Annotated in this window: 10 protein-coding genes; 6 read left to right on the top strand and 4 right to left on the bottom strand. The window is 72.2% G+C overall.

The features are described 5' to 3' along the window. Positions 1-127: 127 nt before the first annotated feature. On the bottom strand, positions 128-328 hold the full coding sequence (locus tag ACFV3R_RS25680) for a hypothetical protein (RefSeq protein WP_385587719.1): 201 nt from the start codon (positions 326-328) through the stop codon (positions 128-130). Between the two features lie 48 nt (positions 329-376). After that, entirely contained in the window at positions 377-961 is a 585-nt protein-coding gene (locus ACFV3R_RS25685; protein ID WP_385587905.1) for a DinB family protein, read from the bottom strand. Positions 962-1,142: 181 nt separating this feature from the next. On the opposite strand from ACFV3R_RS25685, the gene ACFV3R_RS25690 reads away from it, so the two are divergent. The 6 genes from ACFV3R_RS25690 (at position 1,143) to proS (ending at position 10,337) form a co-directional block, all read left to right on the top strand. Continuing rightward, on the top strand, positions 1,143-1,670 hold the full coding sequence (locus ACFV3R_RS25690) for a GNAT family N-acetyltransferase (protein ID WP_385587723.1): 528 nt from the start codon (positions 1,143-1,145) through the stop codon (positions 1,668-1,670). A 298-nt stretch (positions 1,671-1,968) separates the two neighbouring features. Next, entirely contained in the window at positions 1,969-5,094 is a 3,126-nt protein-coding gene (locus ACFV3R_RS25695) for a glycoside hydrolase family 2 TIM barrel-domain containing protein (protein WP_385587727.1), read from the top strand. Positions 5,095-5,335: 241 nt separating this feature from the next. Then, positions 5,336-5,755 (top strand): helix-turn-helix transcriptional regulator, encoded by a 420-nt coding sequence (locus tag ACFV3R_RS25700; protein WP_385587730.1) that lies wholly within the window; start codon positions 5,336-5,338, stop codon positions 5,753-5,755. A 10-nt stretch (positions 5,756-5,765) separates the two neighbouring features. Beyond that, positions 5,766-6,182 carry a VOC family protein gene (locus ACFV3R_RS25705; protein ID WP_385587733.1) on the top strand — a complete coding sequence of 139 codons (417 nt, stop codon included), beginning with the start codon at positions 5,766-5,768 and terminating at the stop codon, positions 6,180-6,182. 175 nt (positions 6,183-6,357) lie between these two features. Further along, positions 6,358-8,742, top strand: coding sequence for an ATP-binding cassette domain-containing protein (locus tag ACFV3R_RS25710; RefSeq protein WP_385587736.1), 2,385 nt, complete (start codon positions 6,358-6,360; stop codon positions 8,740-8,742). A gap of 182 nt (positions 8,743-8,924) precedes the next feature. Next, positions 8,925-10,337, top strand: a complete 1,413-nt coding sequence (proS, locus tag ACFV3R_RS25715; RefSeq protein WP_385587739.1) for a proline--tRNA ligase — start codon at positions 8,925-8,927, stop codon at positions 10,335-10,337. A gap of 156 nt (positions 10,338-10,493) precedes the next feature. Here the strand turns inward: proS and ACFV3R_RS25720 are convergent, their stop codons facing one another. Together ACFV3R_RS25720 and ACFV3R_RS25725 are read right to left on the bottom strand one after the other, a co-directional pair. After that, a complete protein-coding gene (locus ACFV3R_RS25720) occupies positions 10,494-11,585 on the bottom strand; it encodes an enolase C-terminal domain-like protein (protein ID WP_385587908.1) in 1,092 nt (363 codons plus the stop codon). Positions 11,586-11,659: 74 nt separating this feature from the next. Beyond that, a complete protein-coding gene (locus ACFV3R_RS25725) occupies positions 11,660-14,824 on the bottom strand; it encodes an FAD-binding and (Fe-S)-binding domain-containing protein (RefSeq protein WP_385587742.1) in 3,165 nt (1,054 codons plus the stop codon). Between the last annotated feature and the right edge of the window lie 214 nt (positions 14,825-15,038).

Here is a 15,038-nt window from a genome sequence, read left to right on the forward strand (position 1 = left end):
CCCAGTGCATCGAATAGATGCCCGCTGGGTTCGGCGGGAGGCTGCGCGGAAAAGACCCGGAACATCGGGACCTCGCCGCGCAGCCCACCCAGTACGTGATCTCCGACGAGGGACAGCCGGCCGGCCGCTACGACTGACGTCGGTGCTCCCACATGGAGCTCACCGACTGGTACCCGCCCGGTTCGCACCACTGACATACGACATCGACGACTTCCCCTTTGGCAGCACCCTGTGCATCGAAGTCAACATGCCGGGTCTCTTCATCGAGTACCGCGAGCTGATGGGGGGCTGCATCCTGCTCCAGACGCTTCGACAGATCAGCACTCACGACCTGCATCATGCTGCTCGAAAGTCACCTCACCTCGTGGAAAGGGCCCTAAGCATTGGTTGGTGCGGCCGTCCTGGCGGCCTGCTCGATCTTCGCGAAGTGGGCTGCACGGGCTTCCTCGTCGATCGGTTGCTCGTTTTCGGCACGCATTCCGGTCCGGCCGTCGACGCCCTCACGCAGGATGTCGGCGTGCCCGGCGTGCCGGGTGGTCTCGCCGAGGACATGGACCATGACGGCGAACAGGTTCGTGTTCTGGTAAGGCTCCGCCCACCAGGGCACGTAGCCGGGGGCATCAAGGGCAAGCTTGTTGATCGTCGCGTCCGAGTGTTCCCACGTGCGCCGGTAGAACCCGACGATCTGATCACGCGTCTCGTTCTCGGCCGCCCATTGATCGCTGCCGTCGGAGTCCTGCCACCGGCACAGCGGCTCCGGAGAAGGGCGGTCGAAGACTTCACCGAAGTACCTGGCCTCGACCGTGGCCACGTGTTTCACCAGGCCGAGAAGGTTGGTCCCGGTCGCTGTCAGAGGCCGGCGCGCGTCGTATTCGGACAGGCCGTCGAGTTTCCAGAGCAGCGCCTCACGGTCCCGCCGTAGTCTCTTGTGCAGGTTGTCTTTCGCGAATTCATCGATCATGCGGAACGAGCCTGCCATGGGCTGCTCATGGCCTCAAGATCCCGAGCGTGACACGCAACGACCGGCGGATCCGTGGTCAGCTTTGGTCACCACCCCGACCTGCTGCCAGGGGCTCGCGGTCTGTCCACGTGAGACAACCTCTTAGGCTGGCCGCTCCCCCCACCCCAACGAGGACCACCCCATGCTCAGCAGCACCAGGATTCGCCTGATAGAGCCCGCCGACGCAGCCCCGATCGCCGCGCACAGGGCGCGCGACGTCGAGGCATTCCGGCCGTGGGAGCCGGACCAGCCGGCCGGGTTCTTCACCCCGGAGGGCCAAGCGGAGCGGATCGAACGGCTGTTGGCCGGGTACCGGGCCGGCTCGGTCTGGCCGGGCGTGGTGCTCGCCGGTGACCAGGTGGTCGGGCAGGTCACCGTCGGAGGCATCCTGCCGCAGCCGCACCTGCGCCGCGGCTCCGTCGGATACTGGATCGCCGGCGTCGCACAGAACCGAGGGCACGCCGGGCAGGCCGTGGGGCTCGCACTACGGGTGATGACGGACGAACTGGGGTTGCACCGCGCCGAGGCGTCGACCGGCCTGGAGAACCTGCCGTCGCAGCGGGTGTTGCGCCGCAACGGTTTCAGTCCGTACGGCGTCGCGCACTCCTCGATCCTCATCGACGGGAGCTGGCGGGACAGTCTGCTGTGGGAACGGGTCCTGGGCGACTGATGTGCTCCTGCGCAAGGAACTCGCAGACGGGGAAGACTGTGCGTCCGCGGCCGGATCGGCCAGGTACTGACGGGGGCGGCGCGCCCCGAGAGCGTTCCCGCAGACGCCGGGATCGGACGAGTCCCCGACCACTTCCCCCATCCCGGACCGACTTCAACGACGGTTCGACCCGGGTACTACCGCCCCACCCCGGCGACTCCTGACGGTTTTTGTTATGCCTGTTGACTTAATCGGACAGGTTCGGACAGCATCGCTCTGATTCGCTCACGGCCTCCGGCCGCGAACAGGGAGGACGACGATGTCCGTATCAAGGCGGGCGGTTCTGGGTGGGACGGGCGCCACGCTCGGGGCGCTGGTCGGCCTCGACGCCTGGGGGGCCGCGCCGGCCTCGGCTGCCGAGACCCCGACCGTGGGCGGCGGTGCCACCCTCGGGCGCGAGGTCGACCTCCGGTCGGGCTGGCGCCACATCCTCGTCAACACCACCGGGGAGGACGCACCGTTGCCCGACCCCGGCGACGCCTCGTGGCACACCGTGGACGTACCCCACGACTGGAGCATCTCCCAGGACCCGCGGCAGGACGAGCACACCACCTCGGGCACCGGCTTCCTCCCCGGTGGCCTGGGCTGGTACACGAAGTCCTTCGTCCTCCCGTCGAGCGTGGCGGGCAAGCGCCTCTCGGTCGAGTTCGACGGCGTCTACATGGACAGCGAGGTGCACTTCAACGGAGAGCTGGTGGGCCGGCACCCGTACGGCTACACCGGTTTCCGCCTCGACCTGACGGAGCAGGCCCACACCGACGGCCGCACGGTCAACACCCTTGCGGTGAAGGCGCGCAACCAGATACCCAGCAGCCGGTGGTACTCCGGCAGCGGCATCTACCGGGACGTGCGCCTGGTGGTGACCGACCCGGTGCACCTCACCCGGCACGGCGTCACCGTCACCACGCCGGGGCTCGCCGAAGCCTTCCGGGCCGGACGCGGCGACTGCCGGGTGGTGGTCACCGCAGTCAGCGAGGAGCGGTCCACCGCGGCCGAGATCAGCGCCTACGTCAGGGACCCCGACGGGCGGGTGGTGGCGCACCGCACCGTCAGGGCCGGCCTCGGCGGCGACCCCACCGACACGACCCTCGACCTGTCCGTGACCGACCCGCAGCTGTGGTCCGTGGACCGGCCCCGGCTCTACACGGTGCTCACCCGCATCTCCCGGGGCGGCCGGGTGCTCGACGAGACGACCACCCGCTTCGGCTTCCGCTGGTTCGCCTTCGACCCCGACCACGGCTTCTCCCTCAACGGCGAATCCCTGAAGCTGCAGGGCGTCAACCTCCACCACGACCTCGGGGCGCTCGGCTCCGCGTACCACGCCGACGCGGCCCGCCGGCAGCTCACCCTCATGAAGAAGATGGGCGTCAACGCCCTGCGGACCTCGCACAACCCGCCCGCCCCGCAGACGATCGGGCTCTGCGAGGAGCTCGGCGTGGTGATGATGGTGGAGGCGTTCGACTGCTGGCGCACCTCCAAGACCCCCTACGACTACGGCCGCTTCTTCGACGAGCACAGCGACGCCGACCTGCGGGAGATGGTGCACGGCGCGAAGAACTCCCCGGCCGTGGTGATGTGGTCGGTCGGCAACGAGATCCCCGACTCCACCTCCGAGGTCGGTGTCCCCATCGCCGAACGGCTCGTGCGGACGGTGAAGGAGATCGACCCGACCCGGCCGGTGGTCATGGGGTCGGACAAGTACCGGACCGTCCCCGCCGACGGCTCCCCCCAGGACCGCATCCTGCGGATGCTGGACGGGGTGGGCGTCAACTACAACGACGCGGCCTCCGTCGACGGCCTGCACGCGAAGTACCCCGACAAGTTCTTCTTCGAGTCCGAGTCCGCCTCGTCCACCTCCACGCGGAACGTCTACGACTCCCCCGAGCAGCTCAACACCGGTGAGAACCACACCCCAGGGCGGCGCGGGGCATCCAGCTACGACAACAACCTGGCGTCGTGGACCACCAGCGGCGAGTACGGGCTGAAGAAGGACCGTGACCGCCGGTTCTTCGCCGGCCAGTTCGTGTGGACCGGCATCGACTACATCGGGGAGCCGACGCCGTTCGACGTCTACCCGGTCAAGGCGTCGTTCTTCGGCGCGACGGACACCGCCGGCTTCCCCAAGGACCAGTACTCCCTCTACCGCAGCCAGTGGTCCGCCGAGCCGATGGTGCACCTGGTGCCCATGGACTGGACCACCCACCGCGCCAAGGAGGAGGTGACGGTCTGGGCCTACAGCAACGTCGAGGAGGTCGAGCTGCTGCTCAACGGCAAGTCCCTCGGCGTCCGCCGGTTCGACCGGAAGAAGACGGTCGACGGCCGGTCGTACCTGGAGACCACCGAGGCCACCGGTGACGACAAGACCGTGACCTCCGGCCCCTACCCCGGCAGTTACACCAGTCCCAACGGCAGCGCGGGCCACCTCCACCTGACCTGGAAGGTGCCGTTCTCACCCGGCAGGCTCGTGGCCGTGGCCCGGCGGGACGGGGTCGAGGTGGCCCGCGACGTCCTGCGCACGGCCGGCCCGCCCGCGGCGGTCCGGCTCGCCGCGGACCGCCGGGAGGTGACCGCCGACGGCCGGTCGCTGGTCTTCGTCACGGCCGAGGTGACGGACGCCCGCGGTGTGGTGGTGCCCGACGCCGGCCACGCCCTCACCTTCCACGTCACCGGCGGTGCCCTCCTGGGCGCCGACAACGGCGCTCAGGAGAGCGCGGAGAACTACCGCTCCCCCACCCGCTCGGCCTTCCACGGCAAGGCGCTGGCCATCGTCCGCGCGGACGTCGACGCCCACTCCCTCACCGTCACCGCCACCGCGCACGGGCTGGCGTCCGGGGCCACCCGCGTCGGCGTCGTCCGGTCGCGCACCGCCACTCCGGCCCCCGCCCCGCTCACCGCGCCGGCCGGGCGAGCCGACGGCGCCCCGGCTCCTTCGGGCGACGTGCGCGCCGACGCCTCCTACTCGGGGGCGGCCGACACGGTCCCGGACCGCATGCTCGACGCGGACCCGGCCACCGCCTGGTCGAACCACTACGTCAAGGCGGCGACCGGGCTGCTCCCCGCGGTCAGCCGGGCGCACGCCGAGGAGTGGGTCTCGCTGACCTGGCCGGCGGAGTGCGAGCTGACGGCCCTCACGGCGGCCTTCACCGACGACGACACCCACGCCCGCCCCGCCGCCCTCGTCGTCGAGTACCGCAAGGGCGGGGAGTACCTGCCGGTGGACGGCGCCCGGGTCAGCTGGGCGGACGCCTCCGAAGAGCCCACCCGCATCACCTTCGAGCCGGTCCGCACCGACCGGGTGAGGCTGCGCATGACCAGCGCCCACCCCCACACCGCGAAGGGCTTCCTGCGCGTGGTGCGGTTGGCTCCGGCGACGCGGGAGGAGTGACCCGTGCGGCACGCGGTGGGGCGGTGCACGGCCGCCCCACCGCGGCCGGGAAGTGTCACAGGGTGCACGGCGAGGGCGCAGCCCCGCGCCCGGCAGCCCGTGCCCCCGGCAGCCCGTGCCCCCGGCCGCAGGCGGCGTCGCGGCAGCCGTCCCCCGAGCGGGCCCCGGCCCGCTGTCCTTCCGGTCCGGTGCCCCCGGGACCGGCCACCTCACCGCCCTCGGTTGTGGGAGGCTGGTGGACGTGAACCTGGACGACCTCGTCCGGCTGCGCCGGGCCCGTGACCTGGTGGACCGCGAGTACGCGAAACCGCTCGACGTTCCGGCGCTGGCGCGTACCGCCCTGATGTCGCCGGGCCACTTCTCCCGCAGCTTCCGCGCCGCCTACGGGGAGACCCCGTACAGCTACCTGATGACGCGGCGCATCGAGCGGGCCAAGGCGCTGCTGCGACGCGGCGATCTCACGGTGACGGAGGTCTGCTTCGCGGTCGGCTGTACCTCGCTGGGGTCGTTCAGCTCGCGCTTCACCGAGCTGGTCGGGGAGAGCCCGAGCGCCTACCGGGACCGTCGCCACGAGGCCGGTGCCGCCATTCCGGCCTGCGTCGCCAAGATCCTCACGCGACCGGTCAGGAACGGAGAAGCGAAACCGGGCCCCCGCCCGTAGCGTGAACCGCATGGACATCAAGCTTTCGCAGTGCTTCATCGCCGTCGACGACCACGACAAGGCGCTCGCCTTCTACCGGGACGCCCTGGGCCTGGAGGTCCGCAACGACGTCGGGTTCGAGGGAATGCGCTGGGTGACCGTCGGCTCACCGTCACAGCCCGATGTGGAGATCGTCCTCGAACCGCCACTCGCGGACCCCAACGCCGCCCCCGCCGACCGGGAGGCCATGGCGGAGCTGCTCGCCAAGGGCCTGCTGCGCGGCGTCATCTTCCGGACCGACGACTGCGACGCCACCTTCGAGCGCATCCGCGCCGCCGGTGCCGAAGTGCTCCAGGAACCGATCGACCAGCCCTACGGCGTCCGCGACTGCGCCTTCCGCGACCCCGCCGGCAACATGCTGCGCTTCACCCAGCCCCGGAACGGCTGAACGGGCGCCCCGGGGGCGCCCGGGTGCGGCCCGGGGCGGGGCGGACGTGAGGACGACGCACCGCCCCGGGCGAAGGACGACGCCCTGCGGTCCGCAGCGGACTGCCGGGAGGGACGGACGAGACCGGCGGAGACCGTGTGGGCGGCTCCGCCTCACAGAGGGAGACACCCAGAGCATGGCCACGAGGACGGGCGCGCAGTCGTCCGCACCGCGCGCTGCCGACAGCCACGAGCTGATCCGCGTGCACGGAGCACGTGAGAACAACCTCAAGGACGTCAGCGTCGAGATACCCAAGCGCCGCCTGACGGTGTTCACCGGCGTCTCCGGCTCGGGCAAGAGCTCCCTGGTGTTCGACACCATCGCCGCGGAGTCGCAGCGGATGATCAACGAGACCTACAGCGCCTTCCTGCAGGGGTTCATGCCGACCCTGGCACGGCCCGAGGTCGACGTCCTGGACGGGCTGACGACCGCGATCATCGTGGACCAGCAGCGGCTCGGCGCCGACCCCCGCTCCACCGTCGGCACCGCCACCGACGCCAACGCCATGCTGCGCATCCTCTTCAGCCGGCTCGGCCGTCCGCACATCGGCTCCCCGAAGGCGTTCTCCTTCAACGTGGCCTCGATCAGCGGTGCGGGCGCGGTCACCACGGAGCGCGGCGGGCGGACCGTGAAGGAGCGGCGCAGCTTCAGCGTCACCGGCGGGATGTGTCCGCGCTGCGAGGGTCGGGGCTCGGTCTCCGACATCGACCTCGCCCAGCTCTACGACGACAGCCTGTCGCTCAACGAGGGCGCGCTCGCCGTGCCCGGGTACGGCTCCGGCGGCTGGAACCACCGCCTGTACGCCGAGTCGGGCCTCGTCGACGCGGACAAGCCGATCCGCGAGTACACCCGCAGGGAGCTGGAGGACTTCCTCTACCGCGAGCCGACCAGGATGAAGATCGCGGGCATCAACATGACGTACGAGGGGCTCGTCCCCCGGCTGCGGAAGTCGATGCTGGCCAAGGACCCCGAGGCCATGCAGCCGCACATTCGGGCCTTCGTTGACCGGGCGGTCACCTTCACCACCTGTCCCGAGTGCGCGGGGACCCGGCTGACGGAGGCGGCCCGGTCCTCGCGGATCGAGGGCGTCAGCATCGCCGACGCCTGCGCGATGCAGATCAGCGACCTGGCGACGTGGGTCCGCGGCCTGGCCGAGCCGTCGGTGACGCCGCTGCTCACCTCGCTGGGACACACCCTCGACTCGTTCGTGGAGATCGGCCTGGGCTACCTCTCGCTGGACCGTCCGGCGGGCACGCTGTCGGGTGGCGAGGCGCAGCGCGTCAAGATGATCCGTCACCTCGGCTCCTCGCTGACCGACGTCACCTACGTCTTCGACGAGCCCACCATCGGTCTGCACCCCCACGACATCCAGCGGATGAACGACCTGCTGCTGAGGCTGCGGGACAAGGGCAACACCGTGCTCGTCGTGGAGCACAAGCCGGAGACGATCGCCATCGCCGACCACGTGGTCGACCTCGGGCCCGGCGCGGGTGCGGCGGGCGGCACGGTCTGCTTCGAGGGCACCGTCGAAGGGCTGCGGGAGGGCGGCACCCTCACCGGACGCCATCTCGGTGACCGGGCCGTGCTCAAGGAGACGGTGCGGACCCCGGCCGGCCGGTTGGAGATCCGGGGTGCGTCGGCACACAACCTGCGCGACGTCGACGTCGACATCCCGCTCGGGGTGCTCGTCGTCGTCACCGGTGTCGCCGGTTCCGGGAAGAGTTCGCTCGTGCACGGGTCGATCCCGGCCGGCGCGGGCGTGGTCTCGGTCGACCAGAGCCCGATCCGCGGCTCCCGCCGCAGCAACCCGGCGACGTACACCGGGCTGCTCGAACCGATCCGCAAGGCGTTCGCCAAGGCCAACGGCGTGAAGCCGGCGCTCTTCAGCGCCAACTCCGAGGGCGCCTGCCCCACCTGCAACGGCGCCGGTGTGGTCTACACCGACCTGGCGATGATGGCCGGTGTCGCCACCACCTGCGAGGAGTGCGAGGGCAAGCGGTTCGACGCCTCGGTGCTGGAGTACACCTTCGGCGGGCGGGACATCACCGAGGTGCTGGCGATGTCGGTGGCCGAGGCCGAGGAGTTCTTCGGCGCCGGCGAGGCCCGTAGCCCGGCGGCCCACCGGATCCTGGGGCGGCTGGCCGACGTGGGCCTGGGGTACCTCACCCTCGGCCAGCCGCTGACCACCCTGTCCGGCGGCGAGCGGCAGCGGCTGAAGCTGGCCACCGTGCTGGCCGAGAAGGGCGGGGTGTACGTCCTCGACGAGCCGACCGCGGGGCTCCACCTCGCGGACGTGGAGCATCTGCTGGGCCTGCTGGACCGGCTCGTCGACGCCGGGAAGTCGGTCGTCGTCGTCGAGCACCACCAGGCGGTCATGGCGCACGCCGACTGGATCATCGACCTGGGTCCGGGCGCCGGGCACGACGGCGGCCGGGTCGTCTTCGAGGGCACGCCCGCCGAGCTGGTCGCCGCCCGCTCCACCCTGACCGGCGAGCACCTGGCGGCCTACGTCGGCGCGTGACGGAGGCGTCGTGGGCCGCGCCGACCGGGCCCGCGCGGCCACCGGCCGGTCCTCGTTTCTGCCCCCGGCCGACGAGGAGCTCCGGTGGCCGCCGCCGTGAGCCCTCCGAGCGCGGCACGCCGGCGTCCGAACCAGCGGAAATGGGTTCGCGCACGGCGAGCCCCCGGCCTACTCTGCGCGCCATGGCAAAGGCACCCGTACTCACGCCCCGGGCGGACGACTTCCCCCGCTGGTACCAGGATCTGGTGAGCAAGGCCGAGCTGGCCGACAACGGCCCGGTGCGCGGCACCATGGTCATCCGACCGTACGGGTACGGGCTGTGGGAGCGGATGCAGCAGGAGCTGGACGCCCGGATCAAGGACGCGGGTGCCTCCAACGCCTACTTCCCCCTGCTCATCCCCCAGTCGTACCTGGCCCGCGAGGCCGAGCACGTCGAGGGGTTCGCGCCGGAGCTCGCGGTCGTCACGCACGGCGGGGGGAAGGAGCTGGAGGAGCCGGTCGTCGTGCGGCCCACCTCCGAGACGATCGTCAACGACTGTTTCTCCAGGTGGGTGCAGAGCTACCGGGACCTGCCGCTGCGCGTCAACCAGTGGGCCAACGTGGTGCGGTGGGAGATGCGCCCGCGGGTCTTCCTGCGGACCACGGAGTTCCTCTGGCAGGAGGGTCACACCGCTCACGCCACCTACGAGGAGGCCCGGGACTACGCCGCGCACATCCACCGGGAGGTGTACGCCGACTTCATGGAGAACGTCCTCGCCATGGACGTCGTGGCGGGCCGCAAGACGGCGAGGGAGCGGTTCGCCGGCGCGGTCAACACCCTGACCCTGGAGGGCATGATGGGCGACGGCAAGGCTCTGCAACTCGGCACCAGCCACGAGCTGGGGCAGAACTTCGCCAGGGCCTTCCAGACCCGGTACCTCTCCCGCGAGGGCGGGCAGGAGTACGTCTGGCAGACCTCCTGGGGCGCGACGACGCGCATGGTCGGCGCCCTGGTGATGATGCACGGGGACGACGACGGTCTGCGCGTCCCGCCCCGTCTGGCGCCGGTCCAAGTGGTCGTCGTCGCCGTCAAGGACGACGAGGGGGTCGTGGCCGGGGCGCGGGAGACCGGCCGCCGCCTGCGGGAGGCGGGCGTGCGGGTCCAGGTCGACGAGCGCACGGACGTGCCGTTCGGCCGCCGCGCGGTCGACTGGGAGCTCAAGGGCGTACCGGTACGGGTCGAGGTGGGCCCGCGGGACCTCGCCGGCGGCAGCGCGGTGCTGGTCCGTCGCGTTGCGGGCCGCAAGGAGGAGACGGCCCTCGATGCGCTGCCCGCGCTCCTGCCCCAGGTGCTGGAGGAGGAACAGGCGCTGCTGTTGGCGCAGTCCCGCGCGCGGCGTGAGGACCGCACCGTCGAGGTCTCCACGGTCGCGGAGGCGGCTGAGGCCGCGCGCACCGGCTGGGCACGCATTCCCTGGGCCGAGCTGGGCCCGGAGGGTGAGGCCGCCCTGGCCGGGCAGGGTGTCACCGTGCGCTGCCTGGTGGCGGCGGACGGCTCGGTCCCCGGCAGCGACGACCAGCCGGGCAACGTGGCGGTGGTGGCGCGCGCCTACTGAGCCTCCCCGTCGCCGGTCCGGGCCGGGTGGGCCCGGGGCCGGTCTGCGGGCGGGCGGGGCAGACCGCGCAGGCCCGGGTGACGGTCTTCGCTCCCGGGTTCCGTGCCCGCCGGTCGAGGTGGCCTGCCCGCCTCTCCCCGCCGGGGTTTGCGGTCCTCACCCGCTGCGGTACCGCTCCGCCACCTCCTCGCGGAACCGCAGGCCGAGGCCCGGCAGCCCGGAGGCGCCGGGGACGACCGACCCGCCGGCCGGATCCAGCGTCCCCTCGAAGAGGAGCTCCTCGATGGCCACGTGGTCGTGGAACCACTCCAGGTGGCGCAGGTTGGGGGCGGCGGCGCAGGCGTGGGCGTGGACGTGCGGGGCGCAGTGTGCGGAGACGTCCAGGTGCAGGGACTCCGCGACGGCGGCTGCCTTCAGCCACACCGTGATGCCGCCGCACCGGGTCACGTCGGCCTGGAGGCAGTCCACGGCGCCGGACGCGGCCATCCGCTGGAAGTAGCCCAGGTCGTAGCCGTACTCGCCGGCGGTCACCGCCACCGGGACCTGTTCCCGCACCAGGCGCAGTCCGGCCAGGTCGTCGGAGGTCACCGGTTCCTCGAACCAGGTCACCCCTTCGTCGGCGAGGGCGCGGCCGACGCGGATTGCCCCTTTGACGTCGTAGCCGCCGTTGGCGTCGACGTACAGTTCGCAGTCGTCGCCGACCACGGACCGGGCGAGGCGTACCCGGTGCAGGTCGCGGGCGACCCGGCGGCCCCACTCCTCACCGATCTTGATCTTCACCCGGCCGATGGCCTGCTTCTCCGCCCAGTGGCGCAACTGCTCCGTCAGCCGGGTGTCGTCGTAGGGGGTGAAGCCGCCGCTGCCGTAGACGGGGACGTCGGGGCGTGCCGCGCCGAGCAGGGTGACCAGTGGCAGGTCGTGCAGGCGCGCCTTGAGGTCCCACAGGGCGATGTCGACTGCGGAGAGTGCGCCGGCCACCAGACCGGGGCGGCCGGCGTTGCGCACCGCGCGGGCCATCGCGGCGTTGGCGCCCGGGACGTCGTCGGCCGGGTGTCCGGTGACGAGGGGGGCGAGGAGGTCGCGGACCACGGTGACGGCCGCCCCCGCTCCGTAGGTCCAGCCGATGCCGGTGGCCGGCCCGGAGCGGGCGCGGACCAGCACCAGGGTGGTCGACTGCCAGGCCAGCGTGGCGTCTCCCTCGGGCGCGTCGGTGGGCACGGTGTACGCCTCGGCCGAGATCTCCTCCACCGTGGGGGTGTTCGAGGGACGGGCCCGGCCGGTGCCCCCGCGCGTGCCTCCGGCCCCGCCCTTGCGTGGCACCGTCACGGCCTGCCTCCCCACCGGGCACGGCCGGTGGGCCGGCCCGAGGTGAGCCGTCGGACGGCCGAGCGTGCGCCTGCCGCCAGGGCCAGGCCCGCCGTCGCGGCCAGGGCCGCGGTCAGCCCTCGGGCGTCCCGGTCGGGGGCGGCGGCGCGGTGCAGCGTCCGCTCGGGGTGGTCGGCCGGCGCGGGCCCGGTCAGGCCCTGGGCGAGCGCTTCGGCCAGGTGCATCGCCCGGCGACCGGTACCGCCCTGTTCGATCTGGGTGCGGCAGCTGAAGCCGTCGGCCAGCACCAGGGCCTCGGGCGAGGCGCGGCGGACGGCGGGCAGGACGCCCAGCTCGCCCACGGCCATCGACACCTCGTAGTGGTCCTTCTCGAAGCCGAAGTTGCCGGCCAGGCCGCAGCAGCCCTCGTCCAGGACGTCGGCGTCGATGCCGGCCCGGCGCATCAGCTCCCGGTCGGCGTCGTCCTTGGTGATGGCGTGCTGGTGGCAGTGGGTCTGCACGGTGGCGGTCCGCGCCAGGTGGGGCGGACGCCAGTCGGGTGCGCGGTTCAGCAGCAGTTCGGCGAAGGTGTGGAAAGTGCCGGCGAGGCGCCGGACGTCCTCGTCCTCGGGGAGCAGTTCGGGGGCGTCGGAGCGGAAGACGGCGGTGCAGGACGGTTCGAGGCCGACGATCGGTGTGCCGGCCGCCAGCCAGGGGCGCAGGACCTCGGTGGTGCGGCGCAGCACGCGCTTGGCGACGTCGAGCTGGCCGGTGGAGATCCACGTCAGGCTGCAGCACACCGCCTGGGTGGGCACGGCGACGCGGAAGCCGGCGTCCTCCAGTACGCGCACCGCGGAGATCGCGATCTCCGGGTGGAAGGAGCTGGTGAACGTGTCCGGCCAGAGCACGACGGTGGCGGGATCGGCGGGGTCGGGTTCGGGTGTGCCGCGCTGCTGCCACCACTGGACGAAGGAGCGTGGCGCGAAGACGGGCGCGGGGCGTTCGGGGGCCACACCGGCCAGCCGCTTCCCGGCGGCGGCCAGGCTCGGCGCGTGCAGGGCCGCGTTGACCAGGCGGGGTGCGGCCCGGGAGAGCCGGGCCCACAGCGGCAGCCAGCCGAGCGCGTAGTGGGCTGCGGGCCGCAGTCGTCCCTGGTAGTGGTGGGAGAGGAACTCGGCCTTGTAGGTGGCCATGTCAACGCCGGTGGGGCAGTCGGACTTGCAGCCCTTGCAGGCGAGGCAGAGGTCGAGGGCGTCCCGGACCTCGGTGGAGCGCCAGCCGTCGGTGAGGACCGAGTCGGGGTGGCCGCCCAGCATCTCGAACAGCAGCCGGGAGCGACCGCGGGTGGAGTGCTCCTCCTCACCGGTGGCCCGGTAGGAGGGGCACATGACGCCGCCGGAGTGGGAGCGGCAGTTGCCGATGCCGACGCAGCGCATCACCGCGCGCCGGAAGCTGTGCTCGTCCTCGGGGTAGCCGAACTGCGTCCGGGGTGACGCCGGCCGCCAGTGCGGTCCGAGCCGCAGGTCGGCGTCGACGGGGTGGGGGTGGACGACCTTTCCCGGGTTCATCCGGTCCTGTGGGTCGAAGACCGACTTGAGCTGTCCGAACGCCTCGACGAGGGGCTTGCCGAACATCCGGACGAGCAGTTCGCCGCGGGCCTGCCCGTCGCCGTGCTCCCCGGAGAGCGAGCCGCCGTAGGAGGCCACCAGGTCGGCTGCGCGGTGCAGGAAGTCGCGGAAGTCGGCGATCCCGTCGGCCCGCTTCAGTTCGAAGGGGATGCGGGTGTGGACGCACCCCTGGCCGAAGTGGCCGTAGAGCGCGGCGTGTTCGTAGCCGTACTCACGGAGGAGGCTGGTGAGGTCGCGCAGGTAGTCGCCGAGCCGGTCGGGTGGGACCGCGGAGTCCTCCCAGCCTTCCCAGGTCTCGCGGCCGTCCGGGGGGCGGGCCGTGACGCCGAGGCCGGCCTCGCGGGCCTTGAGCATGCGCTGCTCGCGCTGCGGGTCGTCGGAGAAGGCCACGTCGGGGTCGTCCTCGGAGCGCCCTACGGCGGCCAGGAGGTCGCGGCCCTGCTGGTCGACGTCGGTCCGGCTGTCGCCTGCGAACTGGAGCAGCAGCCAGCTGTCCCCCTCGGGGAGCTGTTCGAGGGAGGACAGGTAGGCGCCTTCCTCCCGCATCAGCTGCGCCATTCGGCCGTCGAGGGCCTCCAGCTGGGTCGGGGAGCAGTGTTCCAGCAGGCGGGGCACGTCGTCCGCGGCGGCGGCGATGTCGGGGTAGCCGATGACCAGCAGCGACTCCTGGGCGGGTACCGGTACCAGCTCCAGTTCCGCGTGCAGCACGGTCACCAGGGTGCCTTCACTGCCCACCAGCGCCCCGGCCACGTCGAAGCCTTGTTCGGGCAGCAGGGAGTCGAGGTTGTAGCCCGAGACGCGCCGGGGGATGTCGGGGTAGCCGGTGCGGATGTCGGCCAGGTGGGTGTCGACGATGTCGCGCAGCCCGCGGTAGACCTCCGCCCGGCGTCCGCCCTCGGCGAGGATCGCCTCGTACTCCTGCGGGGAGGTGGGGCCCACCCAGCAGCGCAGCCCGTCGTAGGTGAGGATTTCCAGGCGGCGCACGTTGTCCACGGTCTTGCCGTAGGCCTGCGCCGAGGCGCCGCAGGAGTTGTTGCCGATCATGCCGCCCAGCGAGCAGTGGCTGTGCGTCGAGGGTTTCGGTCCGAACTTCAGGCCGTGCTCGGCGAGTCGGCGGTTCAGTTCGTCCAGGACGATGCCGGGTTCCACTACGCAGGTGCGGGCCTCGACGTCCACCGAGACCAGGTGGTTGCAGTACTTGGTCCAGTCGATGACGACGGCGGTGTTGGTGCACTGGCCGCCCAGGCTGGTGCCGCCACCGCGGGAGAGCACCGGCGCGCCGTGTTCGGCGCAGACCGCGACGGCCGCCGCGCCGTCCGCGACGTCGCGGGGGACGACGACGCCGATCGGTACCTGCCGGTAGTTCGACCCGTCGGTGGAGTAGGCCGCCCGGCTTCCTTTGTCGAAGCGCACCTCTCCGCGGACGCGTTCCCGCAAGGCACTCGCCAAGGCCACCGGGTCGATCCCCTCGGGGTGCCCGGTGGACCGTCCCGGCGCCTGTGCGGTGGCGGTGGCACCGTCCGGCGGGGCCTGTCGCTCTGGGCTGTCGGTCATCTGCTCCCTCCCTTTCGGGCCGCTCCCGGCGACCGGGGCGCGCCGCGGCTGCCCGTACTTCCGGGAGGCTCCGCACTCCGTCCGTATCCCGGCCACTCGACGGACGAGCGAGTACCCGGAGTCACCGACACCACACACCCGAGGTCAGGGGGACAGGGCGTCCGCGGCCGGCCGTCGGTACGGCCGCGGGCGGGCCGGCCGCCGCCTCGGCACG

Source organism: Streptomyces sp. NPDC059740, from assembly GCF_042733155.1.
In the GTDB taxonomy this organism is placed as follows: domain Bacteria; phylum Actinomycetota; class Actinomycetes; order Streptomycetales; family Streptomycetaceae; genus Streptomyces.

What these genes read in the sequence shown, in the direction of transcription:
- ACFV3R_RS25690 (WP_385587723.1), top strand. Translation starts at nt 1,143, where the DNA reads ATGCTCAGCAGCACCAGGATTCGCCTGATAGAGCCCGCCGACGCAGCC.
- ACFV3R_RS25710 (WP_385587736.1), top strand. Translation starts at nt 6,358, where the DNA reads ATGGCCACGAGGACGGGCGCGCAGTCGTCCGCACCGCGCGCTGCCGAC.
- ACFV3R_RS25695 (WP_385587727.1), top strand. Translation starts at nt 1,969, where the DNA reads ATGTCCGTATCAAGGCGGGCGGTTCTGGGTGGGACGGGCGCCACGCTC.
- ACFV3R_RS25705 (WP_385587733.1), top strand. Translation starts at nt 5,766, where the DNA reads ATGGACATCAAGCTTTCGCAGTGCTTCATCGCCGTCGACGACCACGAC.
- ACFV3R_RS25685 (WP_385587905.1), bottom strand. Translation starts at nt 961, where the DNA reads ATGATCGATGAATTCGCGAAAGACAACCTGCACAAGAGACTACGGCGG.
- ACFV3R_RS25725 (WP_385587742.1), bottom strand. Translation starts at nt 14,824, where the DNA reads ATGACCGACAGCCCAGAGCGACAGGCCCCGCCGGACGGTGCCACCGCC.
- proS (WP_385587739.1), top strand. Translation starts at nt 8,925, where the DNA reads ATGGCAAAGGCACCCGTACTCACGCCCCGGGCGGACGACTTCCCCCGC.